Source organism: Herbaspirillum sp. WKF16, assembly GCF_028993615.1.
In the GTDB taxonomy this organism is placed as follows: domain Bacteria; phylum Pseudomonadota; class Gammaproteobacteria; order Burkholderiales; family Burkholderiaceae_D; genus Herbaspirillum.
The window spans coordinates 1,893,584-1,912,059 of sequence record NZ_CP118632.1; the positions used below are offsets into that span (position 1 = coordinate 1,893,584).

General features: G+C 66.9%; 17 protein-coding genes. 8 read left to right on the forward strand and 9 right to left on the reverse strand.

The window, feature by feature from the left end; translation table 11 throughout:
• Positions 1-38 precede the first annotated feature (38 nt).
• The 3 genes from Herbaro_RS08475 to Herbaro_RS08485 all read right to left on the reverse strand — a co-directional run bounded on the left by Herbaro_RS08475 (position 39) and on the right by Herbaro_RS08485 (position 942).
• Positions 39-320 carry a hypothetical protein gene (locus tag Herbaro_RS08475; RefSeq protein WP_275013378.1) on the reverse strand — a complete coding sequence of 94 codons (282 nt, stop codon included), beginning with the start codon at positions 318-320 and terminating at the stop codon, positions 39-41.
• A 59-nt stretch (positions 321-379) separates the two neighbouring features.
• Positions 380-643 carry a hypothetical protein gene (locus tag Herbaro_RS08480; protein ID WP_275013379.1) on the reverse strand — a complete coding sequence of 88 codons (264 nt, stop codon included), beginning with the start codon at positions 641-643 and terminating at the stop codon, positions 380-382.
• Positions 644-807: 164 nt separating this feature from the next.
• Positions 808-942 carry a DUF3096 domain-containing protein gene (locus Herbaro_RS08485; protein ID WP_275013380.1) on the reverse strand — a complete coding sequence of 45 codons (135 nt, stop codon included), beginning with the start codon at positions 940-942 and terminating at the stop codon, positions 808-810.
• Between the two features lie 149 nt (positions 943-1,091).
• On the opposite strand from Herbaro_RS08485, the gene Herbaro_RS08490 reads away from it, so the two are divergent.
• Positions 1,092-1,751: a LysE family transporter gene (locus Herbaro_RS08490; RefSeq protein WP_275013381.1), complete on the forward strand. Its 660-nt coding sequence runs from the start codon at positions 1,092-1,094 to the stop codon at positions 1,749-1,751.
• 71 nt (positions 1,752-1,822) lie between these two features.
• Here Herbaro_RS08490 and Herbaro_RS08495 read toward each other — a convergent pair whose 3' ends face one another.
• Together Herbaro_RS08495 and Herbaro_RS08500 are read right to left on the reverse strand one after the other, a co-directional pair.
• A complete protein-coding gene (locus Herbaro_RS08495; RefSeq protein WP_275013382.1) occupies positions 1,823-2,116 on the reverse strand; it encodes a PsiF family protein in 294 nt (97 codons plus the stop codon).
• Positions 2,117-2,231: 115 nt separating this feature from the next.
• Positions 2,232-2,624, reverse strand: a complete 393-nt coding sequence (locus Herbaro_RS08500) for a lysozyme inhibitor LprI family protein (RefSeq protein WP_275013383.1) — start codon at positions 2,622-2,624, stop codon at positions 2,232-2,234.
• A 183-nt stretch (positions 2,625-2,807) separates the two neighbouring features.
• On the opposite strand from Herbaro_RS08500, the gene Herbaro_RS08505 reads away from it, so the two are divergent.
• The 5 genes from Herbaro_RS08505 (at position 2,808) to rmuC (ending at position 9,117) form a co-directional block, all read left to right on the forward strand.
• Complete coding sequence (locus Herbaro_RS08505; RefSeq protein WP_275013384.1) at positions 2,808-3,158, forward strand: hypothetical protein; 351 nt, start codon at positions 2,808-2,810, stop codon at positions 3,156-3,158.
• A gap of 240 nt (positions 3,159-3,398) precedes the next feature.
• Positions 3,399-4,451 (forward strand): NAD(P)-dependent alcohol dehydrogenase, encoded by a 1,053-nt coding sequence (locus Herbaro_RS08510; RefSeq protein ID WP_275013385.1) that lies wholly within the window; start codon positions 3,399-3,401, stop codon positions 4,449-4,451.
• A 99-nt stretch (positions 4,452-4,550) separates the two neighbouring features.
• The gene (locus tag Herbaro_RS08515; protein ID WP_275013386.1) at positions 4,551-7,046 is read left to right on the forward strand and encodes an ABC transporter permease; all 2,496 of its coding nucleotides are present in this window, start codon (positions 4,551-4,553) and stop codon (positions 7,044-7,046) included.
• A gap of 82 nt (positions 7,047-7,128) precedes the next feature.
• The gene (locus Herbaro_RS08520) at positions 7,129-7,530 is read left to right on the forward strand and encodes a group II truncated hemoglobin (protein ID WP_275013387.1); all 402 of its coding nucleotides are present in this window, start codon (positions 7,129-7,131) and stop codon (positions 7,528-7,530) included.
• A 111-nt stretch (positions 7,531-7,641) separates the two neighbouring features.
• Positions 7,642-9,117 (forward strand): DNA recombination protein RmuC, encoded by a 1,476-nt coding sequence (gene rmuC, locus Herbaro_RS08525; RefSeq protein ID WP_275013388.1) that lies wholly within the window; start codon positions 7,642-7,644, stop codon positions 9,115-9,117.
• A gap of 187 nt (positions 9,118-9,304) precedes the next feature.
• Here rmuC and moeA read toward each other — a convergent pair whose 3' ends face one another.
• The 4 genes from moeA to Herbaro_RS08545 all read right to left on the reverse strand — a co-directional run bounded on the left by moeA (position 9,305) and on the right by Herbaro_RS08545 (position 15,775).
• Positions 9,305-10,609, reverse strand: a complete 1,305-nt coding sequence (gene moeA / locus Herbaro_RS08530) for a molybdopterin molybdotransferase MoeA (protein WP_275013389.1) — start codon at positions 10,607-10,609, stop codon at positions 9,305-9,307.
• On the reverse strand, positions 10,606-11,220 hold the full coding sequence (gene mobA / locus Herbaro_RS08535; RefSeq protein ID WP_275013390.1) for a molybdenum cofactor guanylyltransferase MobA: 615 nt from the start codon (positions 11,218-11,220) through the stop codon (positions 10,606-10,608). Before mobA ends, moeA begins: the two co-directional genes overlap by 4 nt.
• 46 nt (positions 11,221-11,266) lie before the next feature.
• Positions 11,267-12,385 (reverse strand): GTP 3',8-cyclase MoaA, encoded by a 1,119-nt coding sequence (gene moaA, locus Herbaro_RS08540; protein ID WP_275013391.1) that lies wholly within the window; start codon positions 12,383-12,385, stop codon positions 11,267-11,269.
• A 351-nt stretch (positions 12,386-12,736) separates the two neighbouring features.
• The gene (locus Herbaro_RS08545) at positions 12,737-15,775 is read right to left on the reverse strand and encodes an Rne/Rng family ribonuclease (RefSeq protein ID WP_275013392.1); all 3,039 of its coding nucleotides are present in this window, start codon (positions 15,773-15,775) and stop codon (positions 12,737-12,739) included.
• A gap of 827 nt (positions 15,776-16,602) precedes the next feature.
• Between Herbaro_RS08545 and rluC the strand changes: the two genes are divergently transcribed.
• On the forward strand, positions 16,603-17,670 hold the full coding sequence (gene rluC, locus Herbaro_RS08550; RefSeq protein WP_275013393.1) for a 23S rRNA pseudouridine(955/2504/2580) synthase RluC: 1,068 nt from the start codon (positions 16,603-16,605) through the stop codon (positions 17,668-17,670).
• Between the two features lie 108 nt (positions 17,671-17,778).
• Positions 17,779-18,438, forward strand: a complete 660-nt coding sequence (locus Herbaro_RS08555) for an HAD-IIIA family hydrolase (RefSeq protein WP_275013394.1) — start codon at positions 17,779-17,781, stop codon at positions 18,436-18,438.
• Positions 18,439-18,476 lie beyond the last annotated feature (38 nt).

Below are 18,476 nucleotides of genomic sequence, written 5' to 3' on the forward strand. Positions count from 1 at the left end.
GAGCGCGGCGCGCTCCGGTATTGCTCCTGCGTTGCTGCTTACTTCTTGGCGCCGTCGTCGGCCGGCTTGTTGGCGCCGGTGGCGTTGTCGACCTTGGCCTTGGCTTTCTTGGCGGTCTTCTTGGTCGCCTTCTTCACCTTGTGGGCTTCGGCCTTGGTGGCTGCCTCAGCCTTGGTGGCCGGGCCGGGGCCCGGGTTGGTGCCCTGGGCCGAGGCCGGCGCGGTGCCGGCGGGCGCCGCGGTCGGCGCGCCGGTCTGGGCGAACACCGGCAGGGTCAGGGCGGACAGCAGGGAGGCGACGATGATGGCTTTGGTTTTCATGATGCAGTCCTTTCAGGTTTGGCGATGCGTTCGGTGATGCGTGTGCGGTGTGTGCGGTATTACTTGGTCTTGGCGGCGTCGGTTGCCGGCTTGGCGTCGGCGCCGTCCTTCTTTTCGGTTTTCTTTTCAGCCTTCTTGTCGGTCTTCTTCTCCGCCTTGTGCTTGGCATGCGAGGTCTTTGCCTTGGGCGCGGCGTCGGTCGCGGCAGCGGCGGGAGCCGCAGGCGTTGCGGCCGGCGCGGCTGCGTTCTGCGCGAACACCGGCAGTGCCAGGGCGGTCAGCAGGGAGGCGACGATCACGGATTTGGCGGCTTGGGTCTTCATGGCAATTTCCTTTGGAAAGTAGAGGTTACGCTCGGCGCTTGATTTGCGTTCTTCGCTTTTCGCTGCGCCTTGCTACCAATAACGAACCGCCGGACCGCCGGACGACATCAAAGTGTTTCATTTCATCGCGGAGTTGTAAGCAATCGTTGCCGCGTCATCCCGCGTCATCCGAACAGGCCGACCAGCCCGATCACGATCAGGTACAGCGCCACGATGTAGTTGAGCAGCCGCGGCACGGCCAGGATCAGGATGCCGGCGATCAGCGCGGCCAGCGGGCCGAAGGCGAGGTGGATGTCCATGCTGCGTCTCCTGTCGGGTTTGATACCGCTCTGATGCCGGGCCGCAGGCGAAGTTCTGGTGCCACTGTCTGAGCCTGATGTAGGCAAACAGGAAGTCCCGGGCTTCTTTATAATGGCGGACTTTCCCAACAGCATTGCCGAGATTCCCCATGGCCTATCAAACCTGGTTCGCATTCTTCGTCGCCGCGTGCGTGATCGCCATCTCGCCCGGATCGGGCGCGGTGCTCTCGATGAGCCATGGCCTGAACTACGGCGTGCGCCGCACCAGCGCCACCATCCTCGGGCTGGAGATCGCGCTGGTGGTGATCCTGATCATCGCCGGCGCCGGCGTCGGCTCGCTGCTGGTGGCTTCCGAGACGGCCTTCAACATCATCAAGGTGGCCGGCGCGCTCTACCTGATCTACCTCGGCTTCTCGCAATGGCGCGCGCCCGTGGCCGCGCCGGCGGAGGGCGCGGCGATCGATGCCGCCAATGCCGATGCCGCCGCCGCGCGCGGCCAGGCCTGGTGGCAGCGCTGCATGACCGGTTTCCTCACTAATGCCACCAATCCCAAGGGCATCGTCTTCATGGTCGCGGTGCTGCCGCAGTTCATCGACCACGATCGTCCGCTGTGGCTGCAACTGCTGGTGCTGGCGGTGACCATGGTGGCGGTGGACCTGGTGGTGATGCATGGTTATGCGTTCGCGGCCAGCCGCCTGCAGCGATTCTTCCGCAACCAGAAGGCGATCAAGGCGCAGAACCGTTTCTTCGGCGGCGTGCTGATGCTGGTGGGCGCCGGCCTGTTCTTCTTCAAGCGCAGCGCGCACTGAAGCGCGCGGCTGAAACAAAAAGCCCCGGCATGCCGGGGCTTTTTGTTTTTCATTGCGGGAAGCGGCGAGGCTTACTTGTCCTTCTTCAGGCAGGAAGACATGAAGGCCTTGCGCTCATCGCCCTTCTTGCCGGTGGCGTCGGCGTTGCACTGCTTCATCTTGTCCTGCTGGGTGGCCGGCTTGGCGGGCTTGTTGGACAGGCACTCCTTCATGAAGGCCTTGCGCTCGTCGCCCTTCTTGTCGCCGGCGTCCTTGTTACAGGCGCTCATCTTGTTCTGCTGCGTATTCTGCGCCATGGCGGGCGTGGCCAGCAGCAGCGGGGTGGCCAGTGCGAAAGAGGTGATGGCGATCAGCAGTTTTTTCATCGGTTTCTCCCAGGGTGGATTCGAGATGCCGGCAGAGGCGAGGCGCGACGCCCGGCTCCGCGGACGAGCGCATTACAGCATGAAAGGCCGTGCCTGCCTAGCGGGCAATGCCGTCTCAGCGCGGACAGGCCAGCTCGCCTTCCGGGCAGCCCGACAGCATCTTGAGCTCCCGGGCGCGCTGGCGCGTCTTGTCGGCCAGGCAGGTCTGCAGCGCCATGCCGGCCGCCGAGCCGCCGGCCACGCTGGAACTCTCGAAGCGGCACGACAGGTCGCGGTACTTGATCCAGGCCAACTGCACGTCGCGGATCTGGTTCTGCTGCGCCGGGCGCAGCTTGGCGCGATAGGCGATATAAGTCTGGTTCAGCTCGGCGTCGGCGTCGTTGAGATCCTGGGCGGCGCAGCCGTTCATCTCGGCCTGGGTGACGGCCTTGTTGCAATCCGCGGCGAAGGCGCCGGCGGCGGCGCCGCACAGCGACAGCAGCAGGGCGAGACGTATCGTTGCTTTCATGGGGAGGAGGCTCCGGAAGAGGCCGGCGCGGCCGCTGCGGCCGATGTTGCGCAAGGGGAGAGGCATCTTGCATGCGCCGCCGCGCCAGCGGGATAAAATGGCTTTTCGATTGTCTTAGAAGAATGCGCAGGGCCGAGGTTCTCGGCCATTTGCAACAAGCCGTATCTGAAAGGAGCCGTGCATATGGGACTGAGCTGGTTGTCCGCCATCAAATTGATACCGTGGGGCGACGTGGTGCAGGCCACCCCCGGCGTGGTGAAGGGCGCGCGCGAGCTGTGGTCGCGCACGCGCCGCGCCAAGGGAGACGCTCCGGCGCACACCGTGGCGCCGGAGCCGGGCGATGCCGCGCAGCTGGCGCTGCGCGTGCGCCAGCTGGAAGAGGAGCAGCTGGAAGCCAGCCAGCTGATCAATGCGCTGGCCGAGCAGAACGCCCAACTGGTGGCCGCAATGGACAAGCTGCGCACCCGCGTGCGCGCGCTGGCGGCCCTGGGCGTGCTGCTGGCGCTGGGCCTGGGCGCGCTCTGGCTGCGCTGATTTTGCCTGATCCTGCATTTCGGGCGCGCCGATTTGCCTGATCCTGCATTTCGTCCCAGGCCGCCTGCAGGATCGCTTCCATCGGTTTAACATAGCCGGGATTTTCAGCGGCGCATGCCGCCTGGCTGGGTGCAATGCCGCGCCGGCCGCGCCGCTGACGACCGAGAATACCGGCCGGCCCGTCACGCACGCCGGATGACGGGCCACCACTTTCCCCTCTGTTCCCGAAAGGATCTTCCCATGCTGAAATCGCAAGGTTACGCCGCACAAAATGCCTCTTCCCCATTGGCGCCGTTCAGCTTCGAGCGCCGCGAAGTCGGCGCGCACGACGTGCAGATGGACATCCTGTTCTGCGGCGTCTGCCACTCCGACCTGCACATGGCGCGCGACGAGTGGAAGGGCACCGTGTTCCCGGTGGTGCCCGGCCACGAGATCGTCGGCCGCATCACCAAGGTCGGCGCCCATGTCACCAGGTTCAAGGTCGGCCAGATCGCCGGCGTGGGCTGTATGGTGGATTCCTGCCAGACCTGCCCGAGCTGCGACGAGGGCCTGGAGCAATACTGCGAGAACGGCTTCACCGGCACCTACAGCGCGCCCGACAAGGCCAGCGGCGGCTATACCTACGGCGGCTATTCCAGCAACATCGTGGTCAGCGAGAAGTTCGTGCTGTCGGTGTCCGACAAGCTGGACCCGGCCGGCGCCGCGCCGCTGCTGTGCGCCGGCATCACTACCTGGTCGCCGCTGCGCCACTGGAAGGTCGGCCCCGGCCAGAAGGTCGGCATCGTCGGCCTGGGCGGCCTGGGTCACATGGGCGTGAAGCTGGCGCATGCGATGGGCGCGCATGTGGTGCTGTTCACCACCTCGCCCGACAAGAAGGAAGACGCGCTGCGCCTGGGGGCCGATGAAGTGGTGGTGTCCAAGGACGCCGCGCAGATGGCCGCGCACGTCAACAGCTTCGACTTCATCCTGAACACCGTCGCCGCCCAGCACGACCTGGACGCCTTCATGGTGCTCCTGAAGCGCGAAGGCACCATGACGCTGGTGGGCCTGCCCGAGCATCCGCACCCGTCGCCGTCGGTGGCCAACTTCATCTTCAAGCGCCGCCACCTGGCCGGCTCGCTGATCGGCGGCATCCAGGAGACGCAGGAGATGCTGGACTTCTGCGCCGAGCACGGCATTCACTCCGACATCGAGATCATCAAGATCCAGGACATCAACCAAGCCTACGAGCGCATGCTCAAGAGCGACGTGAAGTACCGATTCGTGATCGACATGTCCTCGCTGGCGGCCTGAGCGGCGTCGGCATGAGGGGCGGCCGGCCTTCCCGCGGGAGGCCGGCCGCCTTTTGCTTTATCCTGTAGCGCATTCCAACCATTTCCAGACTGGCCACGCATGTTCCGACACGCATTGCGCATGACCCGGCGCGACTGGCGCACCGGCGAACTCCGCTTCCTGCTGATCGCCCTGATCGTGGCGGTGGCGGCGCTGTCTTCGGTCAGCTTCTTCGTCGACCGCATGCGCGCCGGCATGGCGCGCGATGCCCATCAGTTGCTGGGCGCCGACCTGCTGGTCGCGGCCGACCAGCCGATGCCCGAGCAATGGCTGCGGCAGGCCCGGGACAGCGGCCTGCAACAGGCGCAGACGGTGGTGTTCCCCAGCATGGCGCAAGCCGGCGAGGGCGACGCCGCGCGCTCGGTGCTGGCGTCGATCAAGTCGGTCACGCCCGGCTATCCGCTGCGCGGCCAGCTGAAGCTCCAGGAGGGCGGCGGCGAGAGCGCGGCCCCGGGCATCCCGCAGCCCGGCACGGTGTGGGTGGATCCGCAGATCCTGTCGGCGCTGGATCTGCGTGTGGGCGACCAGCTCAAGCTGGGCGACGCCGAGCTGCGCATCGCCCGCGTCATCTCGGTCGAGCCCGACCGCGGCAGCGCCTTCGTCAACTTTGCGCCGCGCGTCATGCTGGGCGAAGGCGACCTGGCCGCCACGCACCTTGTGCAGGTCGGCTCGCGCGTGACCTATCGGCTGCTGATCGCCGGCGCGCCGGAGCAGGTCAAGACCTTCCAGCAACAGGTCGAGCGGCAGATCGATGAGAAGAAGATGCGCGCCGTGCGCATCGAGTCGCTGGAGAGCGGCCGCCCGGAAATGCGCGCCACACTGGACCGCGCCGAGCAGTTCCTGTCACTGGTGGGCCTGTTGTCGGCCATGCTGGCGGCGCTGGCGGTGGCCATGGCGGCGCGCCGCTTCATGATGCGGCACCTGGATGCCTGCGCCATGCTGCGCTGTTTCGGCCTGACGCAAAACCAGGTCACCGCGCTCTACCTGATCGAATTCGTGCTGGTCGGCGCGGCCGCCAGCGTGATCGGCGTGGCGCTGGGTTACGCGGCGCACTTCGCCTTGCTGCAGTGGCTGGGCAGCTTCATGCCGACCGCATTGCCGCCGGCCGGCTGGCAGCCCGCGCTACAAGGCGTGGCCACCGGGTTGCTGCTGCTGCTGGGCTTCGCGCTGCCGCCCATCCTGCAGCTGCGCAACGTGCCGCACAACCGCGTGATCCGGCGCGAGCAGGGCGCGCCGCAGGCGCTGGCGGTGCTGACCTATCTTCTGGGCACGCTGGTGTTTTCCGGCCTCTTGCTGTGGCAGGCGGGCGACCTGAAGCTGGGCCTGCTGACCATCGCCGGCTTCCTCGGCGGTTTCGGGCTGTTCGCGCTGGTGGCCTGGCTGTGCCTGCGCGGGCTGCGTTCGCTGCGCGGCCTGCTCGACAGCCAGAGCTGGCGCTTCGCTATCGACGGCTTGCAGCGCCGTCCGGCGGCCGCCGTGATGCAGGTGGTGGCGCTGGGCCTGGGGCTGATGGCGCTGCTGCTGCTGACCGTGATCCGCGGCGACCTGGTCGGCGCCTGGCGCCAGGCCACGCCGGCCGACGCGCCCAACCGCTTCATCATCAACATCCAACCCGACCAGCGCGCCGCGGTGGCGCAGGAACTGGCGCGCGGCGGCGTGGCCGGGCCCGAGCTGTATCCGATGATCCGCGGCCGCCTGGTGCAGATCAACGGCCGCCAGATCAGCGCCGCCGACTACCAGGAAGACCGCGCCAAGCGCCTGGTGGACCGCGAATTCAATCTCTCCACCATGGCCGAGATCCCGCCCGGCAACGGCATCGTCGCCGGCCGCTGGTACGACGACAGCGCCCCGGAAGCCTCGGTCGAGCGCGGCCTGGCGCAAACGCTGGGCATCAAGCTGGGCGACCGCCTGCAGTTCGACATCGCCGGCCAGCTGGTGGAGGCGCCGGTGACCAGCCTGCGCAAGCTGGAGTGGGGCTCGCTGCGGGTCAACTTCTTCGTGATCATCAACCCCAAGGCGATGCGCGATACGCCGCAGAGCTGGATCACCGCGGTCCACCTGGCGCCGCCGCAGGAAGGCTTGGGCAACACGCTGGCGCGCGACTTCCCCAACCTGACCGTGGTCGACATCGGCAGCGTGCTGCGCCAGATCCAGGACGTGGTGGGGCAGGTGATCTCGGCGGTGGAGTTCCTGTTCCTGTTCACGCTGTGCTCGGGCGTGCTGGTGCTGTACGCGGCGCTGGCCGGCTCCCAGGACGAGCGGGTGCGCGAGGCCGGCCTGCTGCGCGCGCTGGGCGCCACGCGCGCCGAGCTGTCGCGCGCGCAGCGCATCGAGGTGCTGCTGGTGGGTTCGGTGGCAGGCCTGCTGGCGGCCAGCGGCGCGGCCGCCATCGGCTGGGCGCTGGCGCACTACGTGTTCAATTTCGACTGGACCCTGAGTCCGCTGGTGTGGGTCGCCGGCATGGCCCTGGGCGCGGCCTGTTCGGCCATCGGCGGCTGGGCCGGGCTGCGCCAGGTGCTGGGGCGTCCGCCGCTGCAGACGCTGCGGGAGGCCTGATCCGACCCAGGTCAAACCGGTTTGGAATAGCCGTCGCCGGCGGCCGGCGGCGGCCTTGCGGCTGCGGTATCATGGCGTCCTTATGCAAATCGAAGACCCCAACCAGCCGACCACTTTCGACCTCATCGGCGGCGCCGAAAAACTGCGCGAGATGGTCGACCGCTTCTACGACCTGATGGACCTGGAGCCGGAGTTCGCCGGCATCCGCGCACTGCACCCGCCTTCGCTGGACGGCTCGCGCGAGAAGACCTACATGTTCCTCTCCGGCTGGACCGGCGGCCCCAACCTGTACATCGAGCAGTTCGGCCATCCGCGCCTGCGCGCGCGCCACCTGCCGTTTCCCATCGGCATCTCGGAGCGCGACCAGTGGCTGCGCTGCATGACCTGGGCGATGCAGGACGTGGGCTTGGCTGATGAACTGATGAAGCGGCTGCTGGCGGCGCTCTACCAAACCGCCGACTGGATGCGCAACAAGCCGGAATAACAACCGGCCCAGGCTTGCGCCGCGCGCGCCAATCGCGCACCATGGCGTATCTTTTGTATCTTTTTCCAGGCCTGTCCGGCATACCGGGCGGGCCGCGTTTCTTTTGTTCCCATGACATCATTCGAACTGACAATCGCCATCCTGGTTGCGATCGGCATCGCACTGCAAATCGCGGCCCTGCTGCGCTCCGGCCGCAAGGACGACGGCACGGCGGCAATCGCACTGCAGCAGTTGAAGCAAGACCTGCAGCGCCACCAGCAAGACACCGGCGAGCGCATCGAGCGCGAGCTGCGCAGCCAGGTCCAGGCCAGCGCGCAGGGCACGCGCCAGGAGCTGGGCGGCAACTTCGCCCAGCTGCAGCAGACGCTGGCGACCCAGATGTCGAGCGTGGCTACGCTGCAGAACAACCAGATCGACGGCTTTGCCCAGCAACTGGTGAAGCTCAACGAGACCAACGCCCAGCAGTTGGACGGCATGCGCCAGTCGATCACGCTGCAGGCGCAGGTCAACCGCGAGGAGCAGTCGGCCTCGCTCAAGCGCTTCGGCGACACGCTCAACCAGCAGCTGTCGGCGCTGACCGAATCCAACGCCCAGCGCATGGGTGAAGTGCGCGCCACGCTGGAAGCCAAGATCAAGGACCTGCAGAACGACAACGCGCAAAAGCTGGAAGAGATGCGCAAGACCGTCGACGAGAAGCTGCACGCCACGCTGGAGCAGCGCCTGGGCGAATCCTTCAAGCTGGTCTCGGACCGCCTGGACAAGGTGCACCAGGGCCTGGGCGAGATGCAGCAGCTGGCCACCGGCGTGGGCGACTTGAAGCGCGTGCTGACCAACGTCAAGACGCGCGGCACCTGGGGCGAAGTGCAGCTGGAGATCCTGCTGGAGCAGATGCTCACCCCCGAGCAGTACGCCAAGAACGTCGAGACCGTGCCGGGCAGCGGCGAGCGTGTGGAGTTCGCCATCCGCTTGCCGGGCGCCAAGGACGATGCGACGCCGGTGTGGATGCCGATCGACGCCAAGTTCCCCAAGGAGCAATACGAGCGCCTGGTGGACGCGGCCGAGCGCGCCGATGCCGACGGCGTCGCCGGCGCCGGCCGCGAGCTGGAGCGCGCGGTGCGCGGCGAGGCCAAGACCATCGCCGAGAAATACCTGTCGCCCCCGCTGACCACCGACTTCGCCATCCTGTTCCTGCCGACCGAAGGCCTGTATGCGGAAGTGATGCGCCGTCCCGGTCTGTCGGACGACCTGCAGCGCACGCACCGGGTCACCATCGCCGGCCCGTCGACGCTGTCAGCGTTGCTGAACAGCCTGCAGATGGGCTTCCGCACGCTGGCGCTGGAGAAGCGTTCTTCGGAGGTATGGCAGGTGCTGGGCGCGGTGAAGACCGAGTTCGGCAAGTTCGGCGACGTGCTGGCCTCCACCAAGCAGGCGCTGGAGCGCGCCGCCAGGAACATCGACCAGGCCGAGACGCGCACGCGCCAGATGACGCGCAAGCTGAAGTCGGTGGAGGCCTTGCCTTCGGAGAGCGCGCAGAAATTGCTGGGGACGGCCGAGCTGGACCTGGGCGACGATGCCGACGGCATCTGAGGTCGTTTCGGTCGTCAAGACCTTCGTCGTATCCCCTTAATCCGTCTTTCCAACGAAAGCAGGGAGGCAGTGACTTCCGTTGCACCATGACGGCCATTGAACGACACTGGGTCCCGGCGAAGGCCGGGACCCAGTGTCGTTCGTCGCATACCATCCAACGCCGGAATACGTCTGATCCCGGCCGCCGTCAGATCAAGCCGTCAAACACCACGATCGACACGTCCTCTCCCGCCGCGACATCCCCACGGTCATGTTCCAGCTCGATGATGCAGTTGGCGTCCGACATCGAGCGCAGGATGCCCGAGCCTTGCGTGCCCGTCAGGCGCACCGTCCATACGCCATCCTCGCCGGGCGCCAGGATGGCGCGCTGGTATTCGGTGCGGCCGGCCTTCTTGCGGATCGGCGCGGCGCTCTTCACGCGCAGGCGCGGCAGCGGCTGGGCCTCGGCGCCGGCCAGGCGCAGCAGGGCGTCGCGCACGAAGAAGGAGAAGCTCACCGTCACCGCCACCGGATTGCCCGGCAGGCCGAACAGGAAGGCCTGGCGGCCCCGGGAGGCGATGCGGCCGAAGGCCAGCGGCCGGCCGGGGCGCATGGCGATCTTCCAGAACATCATCTCGCCCAGGCCGGCCATGATCTGCTTGGTGTAGTCGGCCGCGCCGACCGAGACGCCGCCCGAGGTGATCACTGCGTCGGCTTCCTCGCAGGCGCTGCGAAAGGCCGCTTCCAGCGCCGCCGGGTCGTCGCCGACCACACCCATGTCGATGACGTCGCAGCCCAGGCGGGTGAGCATGCCGTGCAGGGTGTAACGGTTGGAGTCGTAGACGCAGCCGGGATCGAGCGGCTCGCCCACCGAGCGCAGTTCGTCGCCGGTGGAGAAGAACGCCACGCGCAGGCGACGTCGCACCGCCACTTCGGGAATGCCCAGCGACGCCAGCAGGCCCAGGTCGGAGGGGCGCAGGCGGCGCCCGCGCGGCAGCGCCACGCTGCCCAGCGCCAGGTCCTCGCCGCGCAGGCGGCGGTTGTCGCCGGGACGCACGCGGCCGGCCGGCAGGATGACGGCGTGTTCGCCGGCATCGACGGTCAGTTCCTGCGGGATCACGGTGTCGCAGCCGGCCGGCATGGGCGCGCCGGTCATGATGCGCACGCATTGCCCGGGCCCCACCTGGCCGGCGAAGCTGGCGCCGGCATGCACCGCGCCGACGATCGCCAGCCGCACCTCGGCGCCGTGGGCGACGTCCGCGCCGCGCAACGCATAGCCGTCCATGGCCGAGTTGTCATGCGCCGGCACGTCGATGCGCGAGACGATGTCCTGCGCCAGCACGCGCGAGAGAGCGCTGCGGATGGCGACCTTTTCGATCGCCGCGATGGGTGCGATGAAATCCTTGATGACCCCTTGCGCTTGCGTCACCGTCATGGCGCCGGGATCGTAGCCGCTGATGCAGCTGACGATATCGTTCAGGGATGGCGGGGCTTGCTGGTCGGTCTGTGTCATTGTTCTTGTTCGAGCTGCTGCAGTTCCAGCCCGGTATTGATGTTGCGGAAGGCATGCTCGTCGTCGAAATCGACCTCCACGCAGTCCAGGGTGGCGAACCAGAGGTCCATCTTGCGTTCGCCGGCGGCGAGGTAGGCATCGAGCGAGGCGTGCGTCGATGTGCGCAGCAGCGAGCATACCGGATGGCGCTGCCGCTTGTCCCGGGCGCCGGTGACGGCGAAGGCGGCGTCGGCGCGGGAGGCGATCATTTCATCGGCCAGCCGCGCCACCAGGTCGTAGGGGATCAGCGGCGCATCGCAGGGCGCGGTCGCCAGGAAGGGCGTGACGCAATGCGCGAGGCCGGCTTGCAGGCCAGCCAGCGGTCCGGGGTAGTCGGGGGAGAGATCGTGCCAGATCGGATAGCCGAAGGCGGCGTAGCGAAGCTGGGAGCGATTGGCGTTGATGGCCAGCGTGCACACCTGCGGCGCCAGCCGTTCCAGCACGTGCTGCGCCAGCGGCTTGCCATGCAGGATCTCCAGCCCCTTGTCGACGCCGCCCATGCGCGTGCCGCGGCCGCCGGCCAGGACGAGGCCGGTGATGTGGCTGGCGGCGATGGCGGGGGCGGCTGGCATGGAGACCCGGGAACAGGAAAGGGAACGGAAAAACGCGGCCGGCGGCCTAGCCGCCGATATACGACATCTCGACCTTGCGCGGCGCGGCCGCTTCACCCGGGTTGCCGCGCAGTTCGGAATAGCGGTCGCCGCGATGGCTCCACAGCTGGGCGATGGCGCCGGCCAGCTCGGCATCCGAGCCGCCGTTGCGCACGATGCCGCGCAGGTCGTGGCCCTGGCTGCCGAACAGGCAGGTATAGACCTGGCCTTCGGTGGACAGCCGCGCGCGCGAGCAATCGCCGCAGAAGGCGTGGGTGACGCTGGAGATCACGCCGATCTCGCCGCTGCCGTCGGCATAGCGCCAGCGTTCGGCGGTCTCGCCGGCATAGTTGGCGTCGGCCTCCACCAGCGGCAGCTCGGCGGCGATGCGGCGTACCACCTCGTTGGAGGGCACCACCTCGTCCATGCGCCAGCCGTTGGAACTGCCCACGTCCATGTATTCGATGAAGCGCAGGATGTAGGGCGAGCCCTTGAAGTGGCGCGCCATCGGCAGGATCTCGTGGTCGTTCAAGCCCTTCTTGACCACCATGTTGATCTTGATCGGACCCAGCCCGGCGGCATGCGCGGCTTCGATTCCGTCCAGCACGCGCGCGACCGGGAAGTCGACGTCGTTCATGCGGCGAAAGCTTTCGTCGTCCAGCGAGTCCAGCGATACGGTGACGCGCTTGAGGCCGGCGTCTTTCAGCGCCTGCGCCTTTTGCCTGAGCAGCGTGCCGTTGGTGGTCAAGGTCAGGTCGACCTCCTCGCCATCGGGCGTGCGCAGCGCGGCCAGCATGCCGACCAGGCGCTCGACGTTCTTGCGCAGCAGCGGCTCGCCGCCGGTCAGGCGGATCTTGCGCACGCCATGCGCGACGAACTGGCGCGCCACGCGGGTGATTTCCTCGAAGGTGAGCAGGGCGGAGTGCGGCAGGAACTGATACTCCTTGTCGAACACATCCTTGGGCATGCAGTAGACGCAGCGGAAGTTGCAACGGTCGGTGACGGAGATGCGCAGGTCGTGCAGCGGACGTCCCAACGCGTCGCCCAGCAGGCCGGTCGGCGTGGTCGGCACGGGCAGATAGCCGGCCGCCGCGCCCAGGGACATGGCTTGCCGATAATCAACGATGGGGATGACGCGCTTGTTCATACGGGCTGGCTGCTGCAGATGTGTAACGATAGCACGGCTGGCATGGGCGGATAGATGCACAATTGTGCATATTCGCTATGGCCGGCGCGCATGAGTCGGCCGCCGGGCCGCGCCGCATGGGCGTTTGAAGCGGCAGGTGTGCCCCATGTGCCGCTTATTGCCCGGCCCGGGGGCGACTGTACCCGGCTTGTCGCCGTCCAACTGTGACCGCCCGCGCAGGCAGCGCCGCTTCCTGCCGGCCGTTCGATGCAGATGCGGACGAGCGGGACGATTGCAAGCGGATCGCCGGGATCCCGCGATAAAGAAAAAGGGAGCCGAAGCTCCCTTTTTCATTGCGTGCGGATCAACTGATCAGCGGCGCGTTTCGACCTGGACCAGTGGATCGGTCGACTGCGGCGGCAGCGGCTTGCGCTCGCGCGGAACACGCGGCGCCGGCACGATGCTGGCGGCGGCATCCTGCGCTGCGCGCAGCTTGGCCGGGTCGGTGGTGGCCAGGCTGAGACCTGCTTGCGACAGCATCTGGTTCAGCGCATCCCATTGTGCGCCGTCGCCGGCGGCCAGGGACTGGATCGGAGCCGGCGCTGCGGCAACGGCAACCGGCTCGGGCGCTGCCTCGACGGCGACCTGCACCGGCGCTTCCGACGGGGCGGGCACAGCTGCCGGCGCTTGCACCGGTTCGAACACCGGGGCCGGGGCGAAGCCGGCATCGATCGACGGCGCCGGGGCGGCTGCCGCAGGCGCGGCGGTTTCCTCGGCCTCATTGCGCACGAAGACGGCTTCGGTCGCTTCGGCAGCGGCGGCTGCCACGGCTTCCACCGAGTTCACGCCGCTTTCGACGGTGGCGGCGGTTTCAACCGGGGCTGCGACCGGCGCTTCGTCGCTGTCCTGCGGCACCGGGGAGGCGGCGAAGGAAGCTTGCGCCACAGCGGCTTGCGCCACTTGCGCCGGGGCGGCTTCGATGCCTTCGGCGTCGTCGGCGGTTTCGCCGCCTTCAGCGTCGGCGTTTTCGATCACGTTGCCGTTTTCGTCGCGTTCGCGGCGATGGCGGTTGCGGCCGCCGCGACGGCGACGACGACGCGGTTCGGCGCCGCCATCGGCAGCGTCGGCGCCTTCGCCGGCTTCCAGTTGCGCGCCTTCGACCTGGGCGGCTTGCTCATCGTTGGCGATGGCCACCGCACCGGCGGCCACTGCCACGCCGGCGGTCGCAGCGCCGGCAGCCAGGGCGGCGTCCAGCGGCAGGCCTTCCTCAGCCTTGGCTTCCTTGCGTTCGCCGCGCGGTGCGCGTGGCTCGCGCGGCGGGCGCGGTTCGCGCTGCTCACGGCCTTCGCGCGGTTCGCGGGCTTCACGCGGCTCGTTGCGGCGGGCTTCCTTGTTTTCCAGGCCGTCGCGTGGTTCGCGCGGTTCACGCGGCTCGCGGCCCTCGCGCGGTTCGCGCAGTTCCTTGGGCTCGCGCGGCGGACGCGGCGCACGTGGCTGCTTGCCTTCCACGGCTTCGCCGGCCTTCAGTTCGGGAGTCGCCGGCGCGCCGTCGCGGCCGCGCTGGTTGCGCTCGCCGCCGCGATCATTGCGGTTGCGGCTGCGGCCGTTGCGGTCGCGGCCGTTGCGGTCGCCTTCGCGCTTGGCGGGGGTCTTGGCTTCGACCGGGGCCGGAGCGGGTTCCACCACCACCGGCTTCTTGCGGAAGAAGCTGAAGATCTTGCCCAGCAGGCCCGATTCCGGCGCCAGGGTCGGCGGCGGCACAGGGGCGACCGGTTCGGCGACCTTGCGCTCGACGATCGGCGCCGGCTGGTCGGGCGTGATGCCCTTGACCACGGCTTCCTGGCGCGGCTTGAGGTCTTCCTTCTGGCGCTTGTTGTAGCCGATGTCGGTGTCGGCCTGCTCGGCCATGGCGTAGCTGGCTTGGGCGTCGTCCAGGCGCGGATCGTCGTGCTTGATCCGTTCCATCTTGTAGTGCGGGGTTTCCAGGTGCTTGTTGGGGATCATGATGACCGTGACGCGATGGCGCGTTTCGATCTTCAGGATTTCACCGCGCTTCTCGTTCAACAGGAAGGCGGCGACGTCCACCGGCGCCTGCACATGGATGGCGGCCGAGTTTTCCTTCATCGCCTCTTCCTGGATGATGCGCAGCACCTGCAGGGCGGAGGATTCGGTATCGCGGATGTGGCCGGTGCCGTTGCAGCGCGGGCAGGTCACGTGGCTGCCTTCGGACAGCGACGGACGCAGGCGCTGGCGCGACAGTTCCATCAGGCCGAAGCGCGAGATCTTGCCCATCTGGACGCGGGCGCGGTCGTGGTGCAGGGCGTCCTTGAGGCGGCCTTCGACTTCGCGCTGGTTCTTGCTGTTCTCCATGTCGATGAAGTCGATCACGATCAGGCCGCCCAGGTCGCGCAGGCGCAACTGGCGGGCCACTTCGTCGGCCGCTTCGCAGTTGGTGTAGAACGCGGTGGTCTCGATGTCGCTGCCGCGGGTGGCGCGCGCCGAGTTGACGTCCACCGAGACCAGGGCTTCGGTGTGGTCGATCACGATGGCGCCGCCGGAAGGCAGCGGCACGGTGCGCGAGTAGGCGGTTTCGATCTGGTGTTCGATCTGGAAGCGCGAGAACAGCGGCACGTCGTCGCGGTAGCGCTTGACGCGGTGGACCATGTCCGGCATCACGTGGGCCATGAACTGCTGGGCCTGGTCGTGGATGTCGTCGGTGTCGATCAGGATTTCGCCGATGTCGGGCTGGAAGTAGTCGCGGATGGCGCGGATGACCAGCGAGGATTCCTGGTAGATCAGGAAGGCGCCCGATGCCGACTGGCCGGCGCCTTCGATGGCGCGCCACAGTTGCATCAGGTAGTTCAGGTCCCACTGCAGCTCGTCGACGTTGCGGCCGATGCCTGCGGTGCGGGCGATGACGGACATGCCGGTGGGCAGGTCCAGCTTGTCCATGGTTTCGCGCAGTTCCTGGCGGTCTTCGCCTTCGACCCGGCGCGACACGCCGCCGCCGCGCGGATTGTTGGGCATCAGCACCAGGTAGCGGCCGGCCAGGGAGATGAACGAGGTCAGGGCCGCGCCCTTGTTGCCGCGCTCTTCCTTCTCGACCTGAACGATGATTTCCTGGCCTTCGCGCAGCGCTTCCTTGATGGTGGCGTTGCGGACGTCGACGCCTTCCTTGAAGTAGGTGCGGGCCACTTCCTTGAACGGCAGGAAGCCGTGGCGTTCTTCGCCGTAGTTGACGAAGCAGGCTTCCAGCGAGGGCTCGATGCGGGTGATGACGCCCTTGTAGATGTTGGACTTGCGCTGCTCGCGTCCGGTCGTTTCGATGTCGATGTCGATCAGCTTCTGACCGTCAACGATCGCTACGCGCAGTTCTTCCTGCTGCGTGGCGTTGAACAACATACGTTTCATGTTTTCACTCCGGGATCCGAAGATCCTTCAAATGGCGCGATCCGGTTGCGGAAGCGGCGCCAAAAGGTACAGGGATGTACGCGAGAACGAAGTGATTGGGGAAGGGAATTGCCTTACTGTGTGGAGTGCAGCTTACTTATAAAGCACTCAAGCACAACGGGGCGCGGATGCGGTGGACCGGAACGCCGGGCAGCGCCGTATCCGCGCCGCGCGCTCCGCCATAGGCGGTCGCGCAGGCTGCTGCGGACGGTAAGCTGGTCTGTGAAGCCAAACGAAACATGTTAATAGGGTTGGCGACGGCGATCGGGTTCAATGCATCAACCGGCAAGCTTCGCGATGCACCGGCTGCGGCCGCGGCATGGCCCGGTGCGATGCGCTGCGGGAGGGCGGGGAAGGCCGTGTGGGCCTGCCGTCTCCTGCGCTGCTTTTCGCCTGGGGGCTGTGCGCTGCGGTTCGGAAACCGGGACACCGGATGCGAGTCTTGCCAGACTTTTATCCTGATGATCCAAACAATTCTGTTCAACTTCAAAGTGCGTTATCCGTCGGCAACTGCGGTGCAAACCAGATTCGCGCAGGGAAGGTGCGTACTCGTTTTTCGAGGCCTGACGTCAATCAGGACAACGGCATTGACGGCTGCTTGACCAGGTTGATCGAGCCGTTGCAGTGCATTTTTTTGCGTCTGCCATGCCGCGCGCCGTGATTTTCGGGGCCCCCTTCGTCAATTTTGCAAAGGAGCGAGGCTGACGAAGTCTCCTCTTGTGTAGAATGTTCCTTTTTATTCTACTGACGCGGTTTTTTGACCGGCGTCGATCGATTATATATTCAAAATGAAGGACTTAGCGAGATTTTCTAGGGAGGCTTCTGAAACGGCCAAAACAGCGCCGGCTTCCCGGAGTGCAGTAGCCTCGCAGAACCTTCCCCAGGTGCAATTGCTGACCATTTCCGAAGAGGAAGCGGGGCAGCGTATCGACAATTTTCTCCTGCGCATCTGCAAGGGCGTCCCCAAGAGCCACATCTACCGGGTCCTGCGCTCGGGCGAGGTGCGCGTCAACAAGGGCCGCATCGACCAGACCTACCGGCTGGTCGAGGGCGACATGGTGCGCGTGCCGCCAATACGAGTTGCGGAGAGGCAGGAGAGCGTCGTCCCCGGCGCCGAGTTCCGCATCCTGTTCGAGGACAGCCACATGCTGGTGATCGACAAGCCGGCCGGCGTGGCCGTGCATGGCGGCTCCGGCGTGAGCTATGGCGTCATCGAGCAATTGCGCGCGGCGCGGCCGCAGGCCAAGTTCCTGGAACTGGTGCACCGCCTGGACCGCGATACTTCCGGCGTGCTGCTGATCGCCAAGAAGCGTTCGGCGCTGACCAACCTGCACGACCAGATGCGCGACGGCGTGACCGACAAGCGCTACCTGACCCTGGTGCAGGGCGACTGGAAGAACGCGCGCCAGCACATCAAGTTGCCGCTGTTCAAGTACAGCACGGCGGACGGCGAACGGCGCGTGCGCGTGCAAGCCGACGGGCAGGCGTCGCACACGGTGTTCTCGCTGCTGCGCCGCTTCGGCGAATTCGCCCTGCTGGAGGCTGAACTCAAGACCGGCCGCACGCATCAGATCCGGGTGCACCTGTCATCCAGCGGCTTTCCCATCGTCGGCGACGACAAGTACGGCGACTTCCCGCTGAACAAGGCATTGCAGAAGGCGGATGGCCGTCGCATCGCCTTCAAGCGCATGTTCCTGCACGCCTGGCGCATCAGCTTCACCCACCCCGAGAGCGGCGAGACGGTGACGCTGAAGGCGGCCTTGCCGCAGGAATGCGAAAACTTCCTGCGCAGCCTGCGCGAGGACGGCGACGACGAGGCGTTGCCGCAAGGCATTGCCGGCGACGGCGAAGAGTAAAGTGCCTCGCCCGCAGCGTGCCGGGATGTGATACTTTCTGCCGGGAATTAACAGATACGCAAGTTCGCCGGCGGCAGCGCCGGCGATCGACGAAAGCGAAAAGAAAACATGGCAAGAAAGCAATTCGACCTGATCGTCTTCGACTGGGACGGCACGCTGATGGACAGCACCTCGACCATCGTGCGCTGCATCCAGGCGGCGGCGCGCGACCTCGGCCTGCCGATCCCGGACAAGAGCGCCGCTTCCTACGTGATCGGCCTGGGGCTGCAGGACGCCATGCAGGCCGCCATTCCGGATGTCGATCCCAAGTACTATCCGCGCATCGTCGAGCGCTATCGCCACCACTACCTGGGCCAGGACAAGGACCTTTCGCTGTTCGACGGCGTGCCCGAGATGCTGGCCGACCTGTCGCAGCAGGGCTATTTCCTGGCGGTGGCGACCGGCAAGAGCCGCGTGGGACTGAATCGGGCGATGAACAGCACCGGCCTGCTGTCGGTGTTCGACGCCACCCGCTGCGCCGACGAGACCTTCTCCAAGCCGCACCCCGCCATGCTGCAGGAGCTGACCCGCGAGCTGGGGCAGGACATGCACCGCACCGTGATGATCGGCGACACTACCCACGACCTGCAGATGGCCATCAATGCCGGCGCCAAGGGCGTGGCGGTGGAGTTCGGCGCGCATCCGGCGCCGCAGCTGCACGAGCTCCGGCCGCTGTATTCGGCCACGTCGATCCGTTCGCTGCACCAGTGGCTCAGCGATAACGCCTGAGCGCCGCACGCGCATCCTCCTTCATCCTTCCTTTCAAC